Annotated in this window: 15 protein-coding genes and 1 pseudogene; 12 read left to right on the forward strand and 4 right to left on the reverse strand. The window is 72.5% G+C overall.

Annotated elements, in window-relative coordinates; translation table 11 throughout:
* Nucleotides 1-879 (reverse strand): annotated as a pseudogene (locus ACIPXB_RS26265) (hypothetical protein); the annotation flags it as partial.
* A 9-nt stretch (nucleotides 880-888) separates the two neighbouring features.
* Nucleotides 889-1143 (reverse strand): MoaD/ThiS family protein, encoded by a 255-nt coding sequence (locus ACIPXB_RS26270; RefSeq protein ID WP_401453836.1) that lies wholly within the window; start codon nucleotides 1141-1143, stop codon nucleotides 889-891.
* A gap of 482 nt (nucleotides 1144-1625) precedes the next feature.
* On the opposite strand from ACIPXB_RS26270, the gene ACIPXB_RS26275 reads away from it, so the two are divergent.
* From ACIPXB_RS26275 to ACIPXB_RS26295, 5 genes are all read left to right on the forward strand, one after another.
* Nucleotides 1626-2417 carry a response regulator transcription factor gene (locus ACIPXB_RS26275; protein ID WP_401453837.1) on the forward strand — a complete coding sequence of 264 codons (792 nt, stop codon included), beginning with the start codon at nucleotides 1626-1628 and terminating at the stop codon, nucleotides 2415-2417.
* A gap of 24 nt (nucleotides 2418-2441) precedes the next feature.
* On the forward strand, nucleotides 2442-3473 hold the full coding sequence (locus ACIPXB_RS26280; RefSeq protein WP_401453838.1) for a LacI family DNA-binding transcriptional regulator: 1032 nt from the start codon (nucleotides 2442-2444) through the stop codon (nucleotides 3471-3473).
* A gap of 158 nt (nucleotides 3474-3631) precedes the next feature.
* Nucleotides 3632-4855 carry a S1C family serine protease gene (locus ACIPXB_RS26285; RefSeq protein WP_401453839.1) on the forward strand — a complete coding sequence of 408 codons (1224 nt, stop codon included), beginning with the start codon at nucleotides 3632-3634 and terminating at the stop codon, nucleotides 4853-4855.
* A gap of 111 nt (nucleotides 4856-4966) precedes the next feature.
* Nucleotides 4967-5707 (forward strand): response regulator transcription factor, encoded by a 741-nt coding sequence (locus ACIPXB_RS26290; RefSeq protein WP_401453840.1) that lies wholly within the window; start codon nucleotides 4967-4969, stop codon nucleotides 5705-5707.
* Nucleotides 5708-5709: 2 nt separating this feature from the next.
* Nucleotides 5710-7149, forward strand: coding sequence for a sensor histidine kinase (locus ACIPXB_RS26295; protein ID WP_401453841.1), 1440 nt, complete (start codon nucleotides 5710-5712; stop codon nucleotides 7147-7149).
* Here ACIPXB_RS26295 and ACIPXB_RS26300 read toward each other — a convergent pair.
* Both ACIPXB_RS26300 and ACIPXB_RS26305 read right to left on the reverse strand, forming a co-directional pair.
* Complete coding sequence (locus tag ACIPXB_RS26300) at nucleotides 7123-7998, reverse strand: phosphatidylinositol-specific phospholipase C (RefSeq protein ID WP_401453842.1); 876 nt, start codon at nucleotides 7996-7998, stop codon at nucleotides 7123-7125. The genes ACIPXB_RS26295 and ACIPXB_RS26300 overlap by 27 nt on opposite strands.
* A 199-nt stretch (nucleotides 7999-8197) precedes the next feature.
* Nucleotides 8198-10018: a bifunctional metallophosphatase/5'-nucleotidase gene (locus tag ACIPXB_RS26305; protein WP_401453843.1), complete on the reverse strand. Its 1821-nt coding sequence runs from the start codon at nucleotides 10016-10018 to the stop codon at nucleotides 8198-8200.
* A 116-nt stretch (nucleotides 10019-10134) separates the two neighbouring features.
* Between ACIPXB_RS26305 and mshD the strand changes: the two genes are divergently transcribed.
* The 7 genes from mshD (at nucleotide 10135) to pstB (ending at nucleotide 19548) form a co-directional block, all read left to right on the forward strand.
* Nucleotides 10135-11058: a mycothiol synthase gene (gene mshD, locus ACIPXB_RS26310; RefSeq protein ID WP_401453844.1), complete on the forward strand. Its 924-nt coding sequence runs from the start codon at nucleotides 10135-10137 to the stop codon at nucleotides 11056-11058.
* Nucleotides 11059-11722: 664 nt separating this feature from the next.
* The gene (locus ACIPXB_RS26315) at nucleotides 11723-13999 is read left to right on the forward strand and encodes an RNA degradosome polyphosphate kinase (RefSeq protein WP_401453845.1); all 2277 of its coding nucleotides are present in this window, start codon (nucleotides 11723-11725) and stop codon (nucleotides 13997-13999) included.
* Nucleotides 13980-14951 (forward strand): CHAD domain-containing protein, encoded by a 972-nt coding sequence (locus tag ACIPXB_RS26320; RefSeq protein ID WP_401453846.1) that lies wholly within the window; start codon nucleotides 13980-13982, stop codon nucleotides 14949-14951. The genes ACIPXB_RS26315 and ACIPXB_RS26320 overlap by 20 nt, the downstream gene beginning before the upstream one ends.
* 446 nt (nucleotides 14952-15397) lie before the next feature.
* Complete coding sequence (pstS, locus tag ACIPXB_RS26325) at nucleotides 15398-16534, forward strand: phosphate ABC transporter substrate-binding protein PstS (protein WP_401453847.1); 1137 nt, start codon at nucleotides 15398-15400, stop codon at nucleotides 16532-16534.
* A 136-nt stretch (nucleotides 16535-16670) separates the two neighbouring features.
* The gene (gene pstC, locus ACIPXB_RS26330; RefSeq protein WP_401453848.1) at nucleotides 16671-17660 is read left to right on the forward strand and encodes a phosphate ABC transporter permease subunit PstC; all 990 of its coding nucleotides are present in this window, start codon (nucleotides 16671-16673) and stop codon (nucleotides 17658-17660) included.
* Nucleotides 17660-18742: a phosphate ABC transporter permease PstA gene (gene pstA, locus ACIPXB_RS26335; RefSeq protein ID WP_401453849.1), complete on the forward strand. Its 1083-nt coding sequence runs from the start codon at nucleotides 17660-17662 to the stop codon at nucleotides 18740-18742. Before pstC ends, pstA begins: the two co-directional genes overlap by 1 nt.
* A gap of 29 nt (nucleotides 18743-18771) precedes the next feature.
* Entirely contained in the window at nucleotides 18772-19548 is a 777-nt protein-coding gene (gene pstB / locus ACIPXB_RS26340; RefSeq protein ID WP_401453850.1) for a phosphate ABC transporter ATP-binding protein PstB, read from the forward strand.
* Nucleotides 19549-19663 lie beyond the last annotated feature (115 nt).

Below are 19663 nucleotides of genomic sequence, written 5' to 3' on the forward strand. Positions count from 1 at the left end.
TGCAGCCGAAGCCCCCGCGTCGGCGTCCGGCCGCACCGGCGGCAGGTACGCGGTCTGCGCGGCAGCGTCGGCATTCGGCTGCACCGGCGGCACGTACGGCGTCTGCACGGCCGCCGCGTCCTCCCGGTACGGCGGCAGATACGCCGTCTGCGCCGCCGCGTCGGCGTCCGGCTGCACCGGCGGCACGTACGCCGTCTGCGCGGCCGCCGCGTCCTCCCGGTACGGCGGCAGGTACGCCGTCTGCGCGGCGGGCCCGGCCTCCGGGGCCGGCCAGGCGGTCGCCCCGGAGGGCGCGGGGGCGGGGGCCGGGGCCTCGTCGCGGAACCAGCCGTCGGGCGCCGCGAGCCCCTGCGGGGCGGGAGCCGCCGGGGCGGCCGGCGCCGCCTGCGGGACCTCGTCACGGAACCAGCCCGCCGGAGCGATCGGCTCCGGGCTGGGGCTCGGGTGCGGGATGCCGTACGCCGGGGCGGCGTGCCGGCCACCGGGCGCCGGGGCCTGCCACGCGTCCCCGGGCGCCGGGGCGGCCGCGGCGTCCTGGCCGCCTGCCGGGGCGGGCGCGGGGGCGCCGTCCCAGGCTCCGCCCGGCTGGCCGGGCCACTGCGCCGGGGGCTGGGAAGGGGACGGGGACGGGGCGTAGGCCTGCGCGTACCCCTGGACCTGGCCCTGAGCCTGGCCCTGGGCCTCGGCCTGCGGGGCAGGCCAGGGCTGTGCCGGGGACGCGTCGGAGGTGGGGGCGGGGCCGGGGGCCGGGGGCTGGACCGGCTGGTACTGGGTGTCCCAGGTGGCCGACTGCCAGGTCTGCGTGGCGTACGCGTCCTCGTCCGGCTGCGCGGGCGAACCCGGCGCCGGGCGGTACTGCTGCTCGTCAGGCGTGCTCATGGCGGCCGCTCACCCGCCCGCGAACGGGGGGAGCACCTCGACGGTGCCGCCCTCGGTCAGCCGTACCTCGCCGTGCGGGCGGGTGCCCACCGGGTGCTCGTCCACCAGGAAGGAGCAGCGCCGCAGCACCTGGGCCAGCTCCCCGGGGTGCGCCGCGCGCACGGCGTCGAGCGCCTCGGCCAGAGTCGCCGCCTCGTACGGCTCCTCCGCCGCCCCGGCCGCGGCCTTGGCCGCCGCCCAGTAGCGGATGGTTCCGGTTGCCACTACAGCTCCTATCGTCGGCTACGTACGGCACGTACCGTCGGCCTCCATGATGACCCCTCGCGCCCGCGACGACGGCGTGCCTCCGCGCGCCCGCCATGCGCCCACCCGGCCCGCGTCCGGTCCACCGATACGGTGAAAGCGGGCGACGGCCCGGTCACGGGCGTGGTGGGGACCACATGAGAGGAGCACCGCGAAGCCTCTGACACGGAACGACCGGTGGGCTATTCTGGCTGCGAAGAGGATCCGGGCAACGTTGCCCCCGGGTCCTTTTGTGCTTTCAGCGCGTTGAACAGCACGCGAACACACCGGCACGACGGTCCCCAGGGCGCGGGGGCCGGACGGCGCCGGACGACGTACGAAGCAGTGCCTCGCACTCCCCCGGGCCCCGCCCGGGTGGTGCCCCCGGGACGGGACCGAGGAGGAACCGACGTGATGGGCCAGCGAACCGTGTACGACCGACCGACCCGGGCAGGTGGTCGGCGATGAGCTCACTCCTGCTGCTGACCAACGCCCTGCAGCCCTCCACCGAGGTGCTGCCCGCCCTCGGCCTGCTGCTGCACAGCGTCCGGGTGGCCCCCGCCGAGGGTCCCGCGCTCGTCGACACCCCCGGCGCCGATGTGATCCTCGTCGACGGCCGCCGCGACCTGCCGCAGGTGCGCTCCCTGTGCCAGCTGCTGCGCTCCACCGGACCGGGCTGCCCCCTGATCCTGGTCGTCACCGAGGGCGGCCTGGCGGCCGTCACCGCCGACTGGGGCATCGACGACGTCCTGCTCGACACCGCCGGCCCCGCCGAGGTCGAGGCACGGCTGCGGCTGGCCACGGGCCGCCAGCAGCTCGGCTCCGACGACTCCCCGATGGAGATCCGCAACGGCGACCTGTCGGTCGACGAGGCGACGTACAGCGCCAAGCTGAAGGGGCGGGTCCTGGACCTGACCTTCAAGGAGTTCGAGCTCCTGAAGTACCTCGCCCAGCACCCGGGCCGGGTCTTCACCCGCGCCCAGCTGCTCCAGGAGGTCTGGGGCTACGACTACTTCGGCGGCACCCGGACGGTCGACGTCCACGTCCGGCGGCTGCGGGCGAAGCTCGGCCCCGAGCACGAGTCGCTGATCGGCACCGTCCGCAACGTCGGCTACCGGTTCGTGTCGCCCGAGAAGGTCGAGCGGGCGGCCGAGGAGGCCCGTAACAAGACGGCCGCGGAGGCGTCCGGGAGCGTCCCCCGGATGGAGGACACGCCGGTGCCCGTCCAAACGGCAGGACGGCCTGCCCAGAGGTAGGTCACCCCGCGTAGACTCTCGCGCGTGGCCAAGGTGACGCGGGACGACGTTGCACGACTGGCGGGTACCTCTACCGCGGTCGTGAGCTACGTCATCAACAACGGACCCCGGCCGGTCGCCCCGGCCACCCGCGAACGCGTCCTCGGCGCGATCAAGGAGCTGGGCTACCGGCCCGACCGGGTCGCGCAGGCGATGGCGTCCCGGCGCACCGACCTCATAGGCATGATCGTCCCGGATGCCCGCCAGCCCTTCTTCGCGGAGATGGCGCACGCGGTCGAGCAGGCCGCCGCCGAGCGCGGAAAGATGGTGCTGGTCGGCAACTCCGACTACCGGGACGAGCGCGAGGTCCACTACCTGCGGGCGTTCCTCGGCATGCGCGTCTCCGGGCTGATCCTGGTCAGCCAGGGCATGAGCGAGCGCGCGGCCTCGGAGATCGAGGCGTGGGACGCCCGGGTGGTGCTGCTGCACGAGCGTCCGGAGGCGATCGACGACGTCGCCGTCGTCACGGACGACATCGGCGGCGCGCAGCTGGCCACCCGTCACCTGCTGGAGCACGGGCACGCGTACGTCGCCTGTATCGGCGGCATCGAGAACACCCCGTCGGTCGGCGACCCCGTGGCCGACCACGTCGAGGGCTGGCGGCGCGCGATGCTGGAGTCCGGGCGGTCGGTGGAGGGCCGGCTGTTCGAGGCGCCGTACAACCGCTACGACGCGTACCGGGTCGCGCTGGAGGTGCTGGCCGGGCCGGACCGGCCGCCGGCCATCTTCTGTGCCACGGACGACCAGGCGATCGGTGTGCTGCGCGCGGCGCGGGAGCTGCGGATCGACGTGCCGGGGGAGCTGGCGGTGGCCGGCTTCGACGACGTCAAGGAAGCGGCCCTGACGGACCCGCCGCTGACGACGGTCGCGTCCGACCGTCCGGCGATGGCCCGCGCGGCGGTCGACCTCGTCCTGGACGACGGCCTGCGGGTGGCGGGGTCCCGCCGGGAACGGCTCAAGCAGTTCCCGTCGGCCCTGGTGGTCCGCCGCAGCTGCGGCTGCGAACCGCGCGGCTAGGGTCTGTCCGGGGCTCCGCCCCGCGTCCCCGCGCCTCGAACGCCGGCGGGGCCGTCTCCACCGGAGGCCGTCCGCGCTTATTTCGGGCATACGCGGTTCTGTCGGGCTTCTCAGCCGGGACTCAGACGGCTCTCATGAACGGTGGCGAGAGTCGTCTCATGACCGACAGCCACCGCCGCGAAGGCGAGTACCAGGAGAACCGCCCGAACCAGCAGCCCGCGCCCTTCGGCGAGGACTGGCAGCGCGGCCGTGAGCGGCTGGCCGACGAGGTGCAGTCCGCCGCCTACCCCCCGCCGCCGGTCCACCCGCCGACGCCGCCCACCGCCACCGCCCCCGCGCCCGGCTGGCACGAGGCGCACCAGCCGCAGGCCGGCTGGGCGGACGCCGTACCCGTCGCCCCCGCCTCCCCCGGGCACGCCAAGGCGAAGAAGCCGGTCGCGCTCCTGGTCGCCGTGGCCCTCGCGGCCGCCGTCGTCGGCGGTGGCACCGCGGCCGCCGTCCAGCAGTTCCTCGGCGGCCAGGGCGTCGGCGGCAACGGCGGGGGCGTCAGCGGCTCCAACGTCTCGCAGTCGAACACCGGCACCGTCTCCGGCGTCGCCGAGCAGGTCAGCCCCTCCGTCGTACGGATCGACACGCGCGCCGGCAGCGGCGGCGGCACCGGCTCCGGCGTCGTCATCTCCGAGAGCGGCGAGATCGTCACCAACAACCACGTGATCAGCGGCGCGTCCGAGATCCAGGTGACGATGAGCGACGGCAAGAAATACCCCGCCAAGATCGTCGGCACCGACCCCGACAAGGACCTCGCCCTGATCAAGGTCCAGGGCGCGAGCGGCCTGAAGCCCGCCAAGCTCGGCAACTCCGACCAGGTCAAGGTCGGCGACCAGGTCGTGGCCATCGGCTCCCCCGACCGCCTCACCGGCACCGTCACCAGCGGCATCGTCTCGGCGCTCGACCGGGAGGTGAACGTCCCCAAGGAGGACGACCGCTCCCGGCAGGGCCGGCAGTCCCCGTACGGCGGGCAGGGCGGCGGCTGGCCGTTCTCCTTCGACGGGCAGCAGTTCAACGGCGACCCCGGATCGCGGACGACCTCGTACAAGGCCATCCAGACGGACGCCTCGCTCAACCCGGGCAACTCCGGCGGCGCGCTCGTCAACATGAACGGCGAGATCATCGGCATGCCGTCGGCGATCTACTCCCCCGGCAGCGACAGCTCCCAGGCCGGCAGCGTCGGTCTCGGCTTCGCCATCCCGGTCGACACCATCAAGGCCGACCTGGACTCCCTGCGCAAGGGCGGCCCGGGCGGGGCCGGCCAGCAGGGGTCGGGCAACGGCAGCGGGTCGAGCGGCGCCGACGGGTTCGGCACCTCGTTCCCGTCGTTCTAGTGCCGCGACCGCACGAGCCGCGCCCCGGCACCTCCTTCCGCCCCGCCCCCGCCCCGGCCGTGCGAGGCTGGAGGGTGCCGCCCGCCCGGACCACCACCGAGGAACCCGCCGATGAACACCCCCGCCGAAGGCGAAGCCGCCCGCATCCTCGTCGTCGACGACGAACCGGCCGTCCGCGAGGCCCTGCGCCGCAGCCTCGCCTTCGAGGGGTACGGCGTCGAGACCGCCGTCGACGGGCTCGACGCCCTCGACAAGGCGGCGGCGTACGCGCCGGAGCTGATCGTGCTCGACATCCAGATGCCCCGGATGGACGGCCTGACGGCGGCCCGGCGGCTGCGCGCCGCCGGCTCGGTGACCCCGGTCCTGATGCTGACCGCCCGCGACACGGTCGGCGACCGCGTCACCGGCCTGGACGCCGGCGCGGACGACTACCTGGTGAAGCCGTTCGAGCTGGACGAGCTGTTCGCGCGGGTCCGGGCCCTGCTGCGGCGCAGCGCGTACGCCTCCGCCCGCGCGGCGGCGGGCGCCCCGGCCGAGGACGTGCTGACCTTCAACGACCTGCGGATGGACCTGGCGACCCGCGAGGTCACGCGGCGCGGGCGGCCGGTGGAGCTGACCCGTACCGAGTTCACCCTGCTGGAGATGTTCCTGGCGCACCCGCGCCAGGTGCTGACCCGCGAACAGATCCTCAAGACCGTCTGGGGCTTCGACTTCGAACCCAGCTCCAACTCCCTGGACGTGTACGTGATGTACCTGCGGCGCAAGACGGAGGCGGGCGGTGAGCCGCGCCTGGTGCACACCGTGCGCGGGGTGGGCTACGTGCTGCGCGCGGGCGAGAGCGGTCCCGAGTGAGGATGGATCCGGCCGCGCGGCTGCGTGCCCTGCCGCTGCGCTCCCGGCTGGCCCTGCTGGTGGCGACGGCGGTGGCGGTCGCGGTGGCGGGGGTGGCCGCCGTCGCGTGGTTCATGGTGCGCGAGCAGCTGAGCGAACAGCTGGACAGCTCGCTGCGCTCCACCAACGCCGCGGCGCAGGCCAACCAGGTGCTCGGCGAGTACCGCTGCGTCTCCGGCCAGGTGGTCCCGCCCGACCGGCTGGTCAACAACCTCAGCGCCCAGGTGCAGATCGTGTTCCCGGACGGCGGTCACTGCTGGGTCGACGGCAAGAACACGCTGCGGGTCAGCGGGATCGACCTGGCGATCGCCCAGCGCGAGCGCGGGGCCACTTTCTACGACACGACCACCACCGACGGCACGTCGGTGCGCGTCTACAGCCAGCCCGCCACCGTCGGCCCGCGGCCGGCGGCGCTGACCGTGGCCCGGCCGCTGGCCGACATCGACAAGCCGCTGTCCAGGCTGGCCTGGGTGCTGCTGCTGGTCTCCGGCATCGGGGTCGTCGGCGGCGGCGCGGCCGGTCTGCTGGTGGCCCGGGCGGGCCTGCGGCCGGTGGACGAGCTGACCGACGCCGTCGAGCACATCGCCCGTACCGAGGACCTGACGGTACGGATCCCCGACGCCGGCGACGACGAGATCGCCCGCCTGTCGCGGTCGTTCAACTCGATGACGGCGGCGCTGGCCTCCTCCCGGGACCGGCAGGCGCAGCTGATCGCGGACGCGGGGCACGAGCTGCGTACGCCGCTCACCTCGCTGCGTACGAACATCGAGCTGCTCGCGCGCAGCGAGGAGACCGGGCGGGCGATCCCGCCGGAGGACCGCAAGGAGCTGCTGGCCTCGGTCAAGGCGCAGATGACCGAACTGGCCACGCTCATCGGGGACCTCCAGGAGCTGTCCCGGCCCGACGCGGCCGCGCCCGGCCCCCTCCAGGTGGTGGCGCTGCACGACATCGCCGCCGGCGCGCTGTCGCGCGTACGGCTGCGCGGCCCCGAGCTGACCTTCACCCGCGACCTGCGGCCCTGGTACGTGCGGGGCGAGCCGGCGGCGCTGGAGCGCGCCGTGGTCAACGTCCTCGACAACGCGGTGAAGTTCAGCCCGGCGGGCGGCACCGTCGAGATCGCGCTGGTGGACGGGGAGCTGACCGTACGGGACCACGGGCCGGGGATCCCGGCCGAGGAGCTGCCGCACGTCTTCGACCGGTTCTGGCGCTCGCCGTCGGCGCGGGCGCTGCCGGGCAGCGGGCTGGGGCTGTCGATCGTGGCCCGGACCGTCCAGCGGGCGGGCGGGACGGCCCGGCTGCGGCCGGCCGAGCCCGGTCCGGGCACGGTGGCGGAGATCCGGATCCCGGGCGCGCCGACACCGCCGCCCGGCGACCCGTCAGAAGGGGTTGCGGGCGATGAGTGAGTCGATGAAGCCGCCACGGGTGTTGGGGAAGTCCATGGGGACCACGCCCAGCCCGGTGCGGCCGGCCATCTCGCCGCCGGTGACGAAGGAGTGGATCTGCGGGTTGAGGCGGTCGGCGTTCCAGCGGGGCGGCATGTAGGCGGAGGTCGAGACGTAGTTGACGTACAGCTTGCCGGGCTGGGAGACGGCCTTGCGGAAGTGGTTCTCGATCCTGCCGCGCTTGGCGAACGGTTCGGTGTTGTAGTCGTCCTGGATGTCGAAGTGGGCGCCGTCGCCGTAGCGGATGCCCGGCAGGCCGCCGTTGTCGGCGAGCAGGACGACCTTGCCGCGGGCCTGGCCGAGGGCGGGCAGGGTGGGCGCGATGTGGAAGAGCGACCGCCAGCCGCGCGCGTCGAGGTAGTCGTCGAAGATCGCGCGGAAGGTGGCGTCGCTGTCGCCCGAGTACTCCTGCTTGACGCGCATGAGGAGGGTCTCGGACGGGTGCGCGGCCAGGAAGTTCCGGCAGGAGACGAGGACGTCGCCGAACATCAGGTGCTGGTAGAAGGACCCGTGGTGGATGGCGAAGGAGCCGCCGGTGACGCGGCAGCGCACGTCCAGGAAGCGGATGCCGGCGTCGAGCTGCTGGCCGATGCCGATGTTCTGGCAGGCGACGTAGAGGCCGCCGTGGAGGGCTCCGGAGTCGTGGGTGCCGGGGATGGTCATCCGCTGGAGCGCGGTACCGGCGGGGAGGCCGGCCATCCAGTCCTGGGTGCCCAGGGTGCGGGCGCCGGCGGGGGGCGCCCCGAGGACGGTGGTGGAGACCCCGGCCGCCAACGCGCCGACCAGAAACGTGCGCCGATCCAGGCTCATGTCCCGCCCCTTCAACCGCCGTGGGTGTCGCGGGGATTATGTCGTGCACACCTCAATAATCTCTAGCCGTCGGCGGCCCCGGCTTTCCCCTCGCGCGGCCCGCGCCGGCCGGGCGCGACGGCCGCGCGCCGGCCCCGTACACGCGGAAGGGGCGGCGGACCCGACCGGATCCACCGCCCCTCCGTACTGCCGCCCGTGCCTACTTGACGACGGTGATGCGGCCGGTCGCCGGCGGGGCGAGCGGGCTCGCCGCCGAGGAGTGCGCGGCCAGGTAGGTGTTGAAGGCGTCCAGGTCGGACACGCCCACCAGCTTGTTCCTGTGCTCCTTCAGGACGGTGAAGCCGTCACCGCCGCCCGCGAGGAACTCGTTCATCACGACGCGGTAGGTGCGCGCCGGGTCGATCGCCTGGCCGTTCAGCCGGATCGAGTCGGTCACGACCCGGTCCCCGCCCGCCTGCGTCATGTCCAGGGTGTAGGTCAGGCCCTTGGAGATCTGCAGGATCTTCGGGTTGGCGCCGTTGACCGGCCCCGTGACCTGCTGCTTCAGCGCGGTGACCAGCTGCTCGCCGGTCAGGTCCACGACGTTGAGCATGTTGGTGAACGGCTGCACCGTGAAGGCCTCGCCGTAGGTCACCACGCCGTCGCCCTCGGCGCCGGACGCCTTGTAGGCCAGGTCCGAGCGGATGCCGCCCGGGTTCATGATGGCCAGCTCCGCGCCGCCCTTGTCCGCGGCGGCCGTGGCCTCCAGCTGGGCGTCCGCGATCAGGTTGCCGAGCGGCTTCTCGAACGCCTCGGAGCCGCGGCCGGGGATGTCGGCCGAGATGAAGCCCTGCGGGCGGCCGGCGACCGGGGCGGCCAGCGCGTTCCAGCGGCCGATCAGCTCGGTCATGTCCGGGGCCTTGGGCTGGTTCCGGTGCACGACGTGGTTGGCGGTGGCCGGCGCCTTGACCGCGGTACGGACGATGTCCTTGGTCGCGCGGTCGTACGTCAGCGTGGTGTCCGTGTACAGCCGGCCGATGGAGGCGGCCGAGGTGACCGTACGCGGGTTGCCCGCCGGATCCGGGATGGTGCAGGCGTACGCCTGGTGCGTGTGACCGGTCACCAGCGCGTCGACCGAGGAGTCCACGTTCTTGGCGATGTCGACGATCGCACCGGAGATGCCGGCGCCGGCGCCCGGGGTGTTGCAGTCGTAGTTGTACGCGCCGCTGGCGGGCAGGCCGCCCTCGTGGATCAGCGCGACGATGGACTGCACGCCCTGACGCTGGAGCTCCTTGGCGTACTTGTTGACCGACTCGATCTCGTCGCCGAACTTCAGGCCCTTGACGCCCTCGGCCGTCACGACGTCCGGAGTGCCCTCCAGGGTCACGCCGATGAAGCCGATCTTCACGTCGCCCTTCTTCCACACGTACGTGGGCGAAAGGAGCGGACGCTTGGTCTTCTCGTCCGTGACGTTGGCCGAGAGGTACTTGAACGAGGCGCCCTCGAAGGTCTTGCCGAACTCGAAGCAGCCCTCGACCGGGTGGCAGCCGCCGTACTGCATGCGGCGCAGCTCGGCCCGGCCCTCGTCGAACTCGTGGTTGCCGACGCTGGAGACGTCGAGGCCGACCTTGTTCAGCGCCTCGATGGTCGGCTCGTCGTGGAAGAGACCGGACAGCAGCGGGCTGCCGCCGATCATGTCGCCCGCCGCGGCGGTGACGGTGTACTCGTGGCCCTTGCGGGCCTCTCGCAGGCTGGTGGCCAGGTACTCGACGCCACCGGCGGGTATCGCCTTGGTGGTGCCGTCGGCCTGGCGCTCGGTCACGGTGCCGGAGGAGCCCTGCGGAGGCTCGATGGTGCCGTGGAAGTCGTTGAAGGACAGCAGCTGCACGTCGACCGTGCCGCTCTTCTTGTCCTGACCGCCACCAACAGCGGCCCCGGCCGGGAGCGCGGCGGCGACCAGGGCTCCGGCGCCGGCGGTGACGGCGAGAGCGGCGAGGGTCAACCGGCGGGTTCGGCCACGCCGTTGTGGTGTCGCTGACATCAGTTCCCCTTTGCGGACAGCGAAACAACATGGGAGGAGCCCGAGCCTATGGTCAACGCGCGTAGCACGACAGGGGGTAATGGGTTACGGGCTGGTTGCGGTCGTAGGCTCGGCTCATGACTGACGCAAGCGCGGCCCTGGAGCCGGGACGGCAGATTGTGACCCTCGACGAACTGACGGAGGACCAGGCCGCCGCGGTCCTCGCCCTGGTCGAGGACGCGGCCCGTTCGGACGGCACCACCGCCGTGTCCGAGCAGGGCCGGCTCCAGCTGCGCGGCGGGCCGCGCGAGGGGATCCGGCACTTCCTGCTGACCGAGGGCGGCCGGCTGGCCGGCTACGCCCAGCTGGAGGACACCGATCCGGTGGAGGCACCGGCGGCGGAGCTGGTGGTCCACCCGGCGCTGCGCGGACGCGGGCACGGACGGGCCCTGGGGTCGGCGCTGCTCGCCGCCTCCGGCAAGCGGATCCGGATGTGGGCGCACGGGGGCAAGTCGGCGGCGCGGCACCTGGCGCAGGTGCTGGGGCTGACGCTGTTCCGCGAACTGCGGCAGCTGCGGCGGCCGCTGGTGGGCCTGGACCTCGCGGAACCGGCGCTTCCGGCCGGGGTGACGGTCCGTACGTTCGTCCCCGGCGACGACGACGCGGCATGGCTGGCCGCCAACGCCGTGGCCTTCGCGCACCACCCCGAGCAGGGCGCGCTGACCCAGCGGGACCTCGACGACCGCAAGGCGCAGCCGTGGTTCGACCCGAAGGGCTTCTTCCTCGCGGAGCGGGAGGGCGAGCTGGTCGGCTTCCACTGGACGAAGGTCCACGCGGCGGAGCAGCTGGGCGAGGTCTACGTGCTCGGCGTCCTGCCGACGGCGCAGGGCGGCGGCCTGGGCAAGGCCCTGACGACGATCGGCCTGCGCCACCTCGCGATGGCGGGCCTGCCGACGGCGATGCTGTACGTCGACGCGGACAACCCGGCGGCGCTGGCGGTGTACGAGGGCCTGGGGTTCACGACGCACGAGGTGGACCTGATGTACCGGACGGAATCCTGACCCCTCGTTCCCGGAGGGGCCGCGAAGCCCTCGGCCCCCGTGCCCCGTGACCCCTCGGACCCCCTGGCCGGGGCCGCCCCCGCCCTGGGCCGGGCGCCGGGCCGGGCGCCCGGGCCGGGCGCCGGGGCCCACCCGGGAGCCCGGCGGGCCCGGGGCCGTCCGTCGGCGGGGGCGGGGCGGGCGCGGGCCCTGCGGGCGGCTTCTCCCCCACCCCGCCCCTTCCCGGAACCGGGGCTCCGCCCCGGACCCCCGGACCCCGCCCCGGGGAACCCCGCGCCGCGGCCATCCCGACCCGCGCCGCGTCTGAGCGCACGGGGCGGAACCCCGTCCAGCCCCGCCGGCGACCGAGGCGCGGAGCCCCGTCCAGCCCCGCCGGCGTTTGAGGCGCGGGGGCACGGGGGCGGAGCCCCCGCATCGTGAAGCCCCGCCGGCGATTGAGGCGCCGGGTCCGGGGCGGCGCTCCGGTTGCGAGGGGTCACCCACGGTAGTCGGCGCCGGCCAAGGGCCCGGGGGAGGCGCCACGGCCCCGGTTCCCGGAAGCCACGCGCCATTAACCGGGCATTAAGACGCGCTTGCGACGCTCACCCCTATGCACCCCGGACCGCGACCGCTCGCCGCCGATTCCGACGCGCCTGCAAGGCCGCCCGCGCGGAAGAATGGAGTCATGAGCAACAAGCCCAGCTCCCGCGCCGCAAGCACCGAGGTTCCTGTCCAGCCCACCCAGACCCCGTCGCCCCTCACCGCGGCCTCGCTCGCCGCCTCGGCCACGGCCCGCCGACTGGGCTCCATAGCCGCACACCGCCCCCACGTGGACATCGAGCCCGAGATCGACGCCGACCTCGACGCCTACGAAGACAAGGACGGCAGCGGCGAACTGCCCGCCGGCCGGTTCCTCGACCGGGAGCGCAGCTGGCTCGCGTTCAACGAGCGGGTCCTCGAACTCGCCGAGGACCCGACCACCCCGCTCCTCGAACGGGCCAACTTCCTCGCCATCTTCGCGAGCAACCTCGACGAGTTCTTCATGGTCCGCGTGGCCGGCCTCAAGCGCCGTATCGCGACCGGCGTCGCGACCCGCTCCGCGTCCGGGCTGCAGCCCCGCGAGGTGCTGGACCTGATCTGGACCCGCTCGCGCGAGCTCATGGCCCGGCACGCCGCGTGCTACCAGCACGACGTCTCCCCGGCCCTCGCCGAGGAGGGCGTCGAGCTGATCCGCTGGCGCGACCTCACCGAGAAGGAGCAGGCGCGCCTCTTCACCCTGTTCCGCAACCGGATCTTCCCGGTGCTCACCCCGCTGGCCGTGGACCCCGCGCACCCCTTCCCCTATATCTCGGGGCTCTCGCTCAACCTCGCGGTCGTCGTCCGCAACCCCGTCAGCGGCCACCGGCACTTCGCCCGCGTCAAGGTCCCGCCGCTGCTCAACCGCTTCCTGGAGGCCTCCCCGCAGCGTTACGTCCCCCTCGAGGACGTCATCGCCGCGCACCTGGAGGAGCTCTTCCCCGGTATGGAGGTGCTCGGGCACCACATGTTCCGGGTGACCCGGAACGAGGACCTCGAGGTCGAGGAGGACGACGCCGAGAACCTGCTCCAGGCCCTGGAGAAGGAGCTCATGCGGCGCCGCTTCGGCCCGCCGGTCCGCCTGGAGGTCGAGGAGTCCATCGACCCCGGCATCCTCGACCTGCTGGTCCAGGAGCTGAAGATCTCCGCCGCCGAGGTCTACCCGCTGCCCGGCCCCCTCGACCTGACCGGCCTCTTCGGCATCGCGTCCCTGGACCGGCCCGAGCTGAAGTACCCGAAGTTCATCGCGGGCACCCACCGCGACCTCGCCGAGGTCGAGTCGGCGTCCGCGCCCGACATCTTCGCGGCCCTGCGCGAGCGGGACGTCCTGCTGCACCACCCGTACGACTCCTTCTCGACGTCCGTCCAGGCCTTCCTGGAGCAGGCGGCCGGCGACCCGGACGTCCTCGCGATCAAGCAGACGCTGTACCGGACCTCCGGCGACTCGCCGATCGTCGACGCCCTGATCGACGCGGCCGAGTCCGGCAAGCAGGTCCTGGTCCTCGTCGAGATCAAGGCCCGCTTCGACGAGCAGGCCAACATCAAGTGGGCGCGCAAGCTGGAGGAGGCCGGCTGCCACGTCGTCTACGGCCTGGTCGGCCTCAAGACGCACTGCAAGCTGTCGCTCGTCGTCCGCCAGGAGGGCGAGACGCTGCGCCGCTACAGCCACGTCGGCACCGGCAACTACCACCCCAAGACCGCCCGCCTGTACGAGGACCTCGGCCTGCTCACCGCCGACCCGCAGGTCGGCGCGGACCTCTCGGACCTCTTCAACCGGCTGTCGGGCTACTCGCGGCGCGAGACGTACCGCCGGCTGCTGGTCGCCCCGCGCTCGCTGCGCGACGGACTGGTCTCCCGGATCAACAAGGAGGCCGCCCACCACCGGGCCGGCCGCCCCGCGTACGTCCGGCTCAAGATGAACTCGATCGTCGACGAGGCCGTGATCGACGCGCTCTACCGGGCCTCCCAGGCGGGCGTCCCGGTCGACATCTGGGTGCGCGGCATCTGCGCCGTGCGCCCGGGCGTCACCGGACTGTCGGAGAACATCCGGGTCCGTTCGGTGCTGGGCCGCTTCCTGGAGCACTCCCGGGTCTTCGCCTTCGGCAACGGCGGCGAGCCCGAGGTCTGGATCGGCAGCGCCGACATGATGCACCGCAACCTCGACCGCCGCATCGAGGCCCTGGTCAGGGTGAGCGACCCGGCCCACCGCGCCGCCCTGGACGGGCTGCTGGAAACCGGTATGTCCGACGTCACCTCCTCCTGGCACCTGGGCCCGGACGGTGAGTGGACCCGGCACAGCACGGACGCGGAGGGCCAGCCGCTGCGGCACGTACAGGAGATGCTCATAGACGCCCGGAGGCGCCGGCGTGGCTCTGCAAAACCATGACCTGACCGCTACCGCGGGCGACGTGCTCGGCACGTACCTGCGGTCCCAGGCCACCGCCTTCCTCCGTGGGCTCCGCCTGCACGAGGAGAGCGGCGCGGACGCGGTCGAGGGAAGTGAGGCGGCGCGCGCCCTGCGGGGGGCCGCGCGCCGGATCAGCGCTTCCCTGTCGACCTACCGCGCGGTCGCCGATTCGTCGTGGGCGGACGGCCTGCGCACCGAGCTGGTCTGGCTGTCGGCCACCCTGGCGGACGAACACGCGTACGCGGCGCGGCTGCGCCGGCTGCTGGACGCCCTGCACCGGCTGTCGGGCGCCCCGGAACTGCCCGCGCAGCGCGGCGGCTCCGGGTCCCTGACCGTGGGCTCGGCGCGGGCGGGCGCCCTGCTGGAGCGCCAGCTCACGCTCGCCCGGACCCGCGCGCACTCGGCGACGCTCCAGGCCCTGGGGTCCTCGCGCTTCCACGCGGTGGCGGACGCGGTGGCGGTGCTCGCCTCGGAGGTCCCGCTGGACTCGATCGCGGCGGCCGGGCGGGTGGACCACGTCCTCGTGCCGCTGGCCGGGGTGTGCGAGACCCGGCTGACCGCCGCGGTGTCCTGCCTGCCGCTGTCGCGCGCCTCGCACCCGTACAACGCGGACGCGCTGATCGACGACTCCCACCAGGACGCGCCCTGGCACGAGGTACGCCGCCTGCTGCGCGCCCACCGCTACGCGCAGGAGGCCCTGGGCGCCGACGTGACCCGCCTCGCGGCGGCCGGCGAGGCCCTGGACCGGCACCGCGACGCGGCGGAGGCGGCCGCGGCCTCCGCCACGGCGGCGCGCACCCCGCGCATCGCCCCGGCGACGGCGTACGCCCTGGGCGTGCTGCACGCGGACCAGCGCCATGACGTCGAGGCCGCGCGCTTCGCGTTCCAGCAGATCTGGCTCCGCTCGCCGGCCGCCCTGCCCAGCGGCTGAGGCGCCGCTGCTGTGTCCGTTCCGTCCGCTCCGTCCGTTCCGTCCCGCGCCCAGGGTGCCCCGCCGTTCCGGCCGGGCACCCTGTCCGCTTCCGCCACCGGGACGCCCGACCGGCGAAATCCGGCCACCCCCCGGTCCGGGGCCCGCGGCGCCGCTCAGCCGCGCCGACGGCGGCACACGGCGCACGCCCGTCCCATAACGGGCGCATAACGGGGGCTTACGCCCGCGCGCACCAGGGCATCCGCGCACCATGCCGTCCGCCATGGTTCACCGTCCGTTCACTCACCCCGGTCGGCCACTTCACCTGTCCTGCCTAATTTCGGCAGTGCACGGTGCGAGTCGCGGGGTGATTGACGCGCGTCGCACCCGCATCCGACGTAGTCCTCTTCGCACGCCGCCCCGAAAGACAGAAAGCGGCCGGCGGCTCCTGGAAGGAACACCCGAAAGTGAAGCTTCAGCGCAAGAACCGGCTTCGTGCCTCCGCCCTCGGGGCCCTCGTCGTGTCCGGCGCCCTGGTCCTCACGGCGTGCGGCTCGGACGACAACACCAAGGACAACGGCTCCGGCACCAAGCAGCCGACCGTCGCCGCCGGTGACATCAAGTGCGACGACGCGAAGGGCAAGCTGCTCGCGTCCGGCTCCTCCGCGCAGAAGAACGCGGTCGACCTGTGGATCAAGAACTACATGGCCGCCTGCTCCGGCATCGAGGTCAACTACAAGTCCTCCTCCTCCGGTGAGGGCATCGTCGCCTTCAACCAGGGCACCGTCGGCTTCGCCGGCTCCGACTCGGCGCTGAAGCCGGAGCAGGTCGAGGACTCCAAGAAGATCTGCACCGGTGGCCAGGGCATCAGCCTGCCCATGGTCGGCGGCCCGGTCGCCATCGGCTTCAACGTCAACGGTGTCGACAAGCTCACCCTCGACGCCCCCACCCTCGCCGCGATCTTCAACGACAAGATCAAGAAGTGGGACGACGAGGCCATCAAGAAGCTGAACCCGGGCGTCAACCTGCCGCCCACCGCCATCCAGGCCTTCCACCGCTCCGAGGACTCGGGCACCACCGAGAACCTGGGCAAGTACCTCAAGGCCACCGCCGGTGACGCGTGGACCTACGAGGCCGCCAAGAAGTGGCCCGCCCCGGGTGGCCAGGCCGCGTCCGGCTCCGCGGGTGTCGCGAGCCAGGTCAAGGCCGTCGACGGCGCCATCGGTTACTTCGAGCTCTCCTACGCCAGCTCGCAGGGCATCAAGACGGTCGACATCAACACCGGTGCCGCCGCCCCGGTCGCCGCGACCTCCGAGAACGCCTCGAAGGCCATCGCCGCCGCCAAGATCACGGGCACCGGCTCCGACCTGGCCCTCAAGCTGGACTACGCCACCAAGGCCGAGGGTGCCTACCCGATCGTCCTGGTGACCTACGAGATCGTCTGCGACAAGGGCAACAAGCCCGAGACGCTCGCCGCCGTCAAGTCCTTCCTGGGCTACACCGCGGGCGACGCGGGCCAGAAGATCCTCTCCGAGAACGGCTACGCCCCGATCCCGGCCGAGATCAACAAGAAGGTCCGCGAGGTCGTCGCCGGCCTGCAGTAGAACCCGCAACAGGTAACGACCCCGGGTGCCGATCCGCTCCCGTCCGATCGGATCGGCACCCGGGTGTCCTCCCCCTCCGGGGGGATCCGGTGCACCGCCGCCAGGGGGCACGGCCCCCACACAGACCGGAAAGAACATGGCTTCCACCACACCCACCCAGATAGACCAGGCTCCGCCTGTCTCCGGGCGCAAGACCTCCACCGGCCGTGCCGGTGACAAGGTCTTTTCCGGGCTCTCCAAGGGCTCCGGCATCCTGCTCCTGGTGATCATGGCGTCGATCGCCGCCTTCCTCACCTACCGTGCCTCGATCGCGCTGTCGAAGAACGAGGGCAACTTCCTCACCACCTTCGACTGGAACGCGTCGGCCAACCCCCCTGTCTTCGGCATCGCCGTCCTGCTCTTCGGCACCGTCGTCAGCTCGATCATCGCGATGGTCATCGCGGTCCCGATCGCTGTCGGCATCGCCCTCTTCATCTCCCACTACGCGCCGCGCAAGCTCGCAGCGCCCCTCGCGTACGTCGTGGACCTGCTCGCGGCCGTGCCGTCGATCATCTACGGCATCTGGGGCGCGCTCTTCCTCGTGCCCTACCTGGGCGGCCTGAACCTCTGGCTCGACGAGTACATGGGCTGGACCTACGTCTTCGACAAGACGCAGGTCGGCGTCGCGCGTTCGCTCTTCACCGTCGGCGTGCTGCTGGCCATCATGATCCTGCCGATCGTGACCAGCGTCAGCCGCGAGGTCTTCCTCCAGGTCCCGCGCATGAACGAGGAGGCCGCCCTGGCCCTCGGCGCGACCCGCTGGGAGGTCATCAAGATGTCGGTGCTGCCCTTCGGCCGCTCCGGCGTCATCTCCGCCTCGATGCTCGGCCTCGGCCGCGCGCTCGGCGAGACCATGGCCGTGGCCACGGTCCTGTCCCCGAGCTTCCTGATCTCGCTGCACGTGCTGGACCCGGGTGGCGGCACCTTCGCGCAGAACATCGCCGCGAAGTTCGACGAGGCCAACGAGTTCGGCCGGGACGCGCTGATCGCCTCCGGTCTCGTCCTCTTCCTGCTCACCCTGCTGGTCAACGGCGCCGCTCGCATGATCATCGCGCGCCGCAAGGAGTACTCGGGGGCGAACGCCTGATGAGCCACGCAATCCAGGACCCGCGCCCCGTGCGGCCGCGCAAGTCCGCCGCTCCCGACAGCCTCACCCGCGGCGGCCTCCCCCGCTGGGCCCCGGCCGGTATCGCGGTCGTCTCCGTCGCCCTCGGCGTCGGCATCGGCGCCGTCGCCGGTCTGCAGAGCAAGGTCCAGTGGGGCCTGATCGCCGCCCTGCTGTTCGTCCTCATCACGTACACCGCCAGCTCGGTGATCGAGAACCGCCGCCAGGCCAAGGACCGCGTCGCGACCTCCGTCGTCTGGGTCTGCTTCGTCCTCGCGGTCGTCCCGCTTCTCTCCCTGATCTGGGTCACGGTCAGCCGCGGCCTCAAGGTCCTCGACGGCTACTTCCTCAGCCACTCGATGAAGGGCGTCGCCGGCTTCGAGCCCGGCGGCGGTGTCTACCACGCGCTGCTCGGCACCATCGAGCAGGTCCTGCTCGCCACCGCCATCGCCGCCCCGATCGGCCTGCTGACCGCCGTCTACCTGGTCGAGTACGGCCGGGGCTCCCTGGCCAAGGCCGTCACTTTCTTCGTCGACGTCATGACCGGCATCCCCTCCATCGTCGCGGGTCTGTTCATCCTGACGACCTGGAACCTGATGCTCGGCTTCGGTCCCTCCGGCTTCGCCGGCGCCATGGCCCTGGCGATCCTGATGATGCCCGTCGTGGTCCGCTCCACCGAGGAGATGCTCAAGCTCGTCCCGAACGAGCTGCGCGAGGCCTCCCTCGCCCTCGGTGTGCCGAAGTGGCGCACGATCATGAAGGTCGTGCTCCCGACCGCCATCGGCGGTATCTCCACCGGTGTGATGCTGGCCGTGGCCCGTATCGCCGGTGAGACCGCGCCGATCATGCTGCTGGTCTTCGGTTCCCAGCTGATCAACGACAACCCCTTCGAAGGTGCACAGTCCTCGCTCCCCCTCTACATCTGGGAGCAGTACAAGGTCGGCAGTGCGGACTCCTACGACCGGGCCTGGGCCGCCGCCCTCGTCCTGATCGCCTTCGTCATGATCCTCAACCTGGTGGCCCGCGGCATCGCCCGCTGGAAGGCCCCGAAGACCGGTCGCTGACCGCGGCCAACGGAAAGAAGCTGATTCACATGGCCAAGCGCATCGACGTTTCCGGTCTCTCCGCCTTCTACGGCACCCACAAGGCCATCGACGACATCTCCATGACCGTCGAGCCCCGCTCCGTGACGGCCTTCATCGGCCCGTCCGGCTGCGGCAAGTCCACCTTCCTGCGCACCCTGAACCGCATGCACGAGGTCACCCCCGGTGGCCGCGTCGAGGGCAAGGTGCTGCTGGACGACGAGAACCTGTACGGCGCCGGCGTCGACCCGGTGGCCGTGCGCCGCACGGTCGGCATGGTCTTCCAGCGCCCGAACCCCTTCCCCACCATGTCGATCTTCGACAACGTGGCGGCGGGCCTGCGCCTGAACGGCAAGTTCAAGAAGAGCGAGCTCGAGGTCATCGTCGAGCGCTCCCTCAAGGGCGCCAACCTGTGGAACGAGGTCAAGGACCGCCTGAACAAGCCCGGCTCGGGCCTGTCCGGCGGCCAGCAGCAGCGTCTGTGCATCGCCCGCGCCATCGCGGTCGAGCCGCAGGTCCTGCTGATGGACGAGCCCTGCTCGGCCCTGGACCCGATCTCCACGCTCGCGATCGAGGACCTGATCGGTGAGCTCAAGGAGCAGTTCACGATCGTCATCGTGACGCACAACATGCAGCAGGCCGCCCGTGTCTCGGACCGCACGGCCTTCTTCAACCTCTCGGCCGTCGGTCAGCCCGGCAAGCTCATCGAGATCGACGACACGGAGCGGATCTTCTCCAACCCGTCCGTCCAGGCCACCGAGGACTACATCTCGGGCCGCTTCGGCTAGAGACGTCCAGGCGTCCTGCGGTGCTGCATGGCGGTGCCACCGCAAGGCGAAAGGGCCCGGCTCCCCCTGGGTGGGGGGAGCCGGGCCCGCTTTCGTTTCCGCCAGTGCCGCAGGC

The sequence above is a fragment of the Streptomyces sp. NPDC090022 genome (assembly GCF_044748145.1).
Taxonomy (GTDB): domain Bacteria; phylum Actinomycetota; class Actinomycetes; order Streptomycetales; family Streptomycetaceae; genus Streptomyces.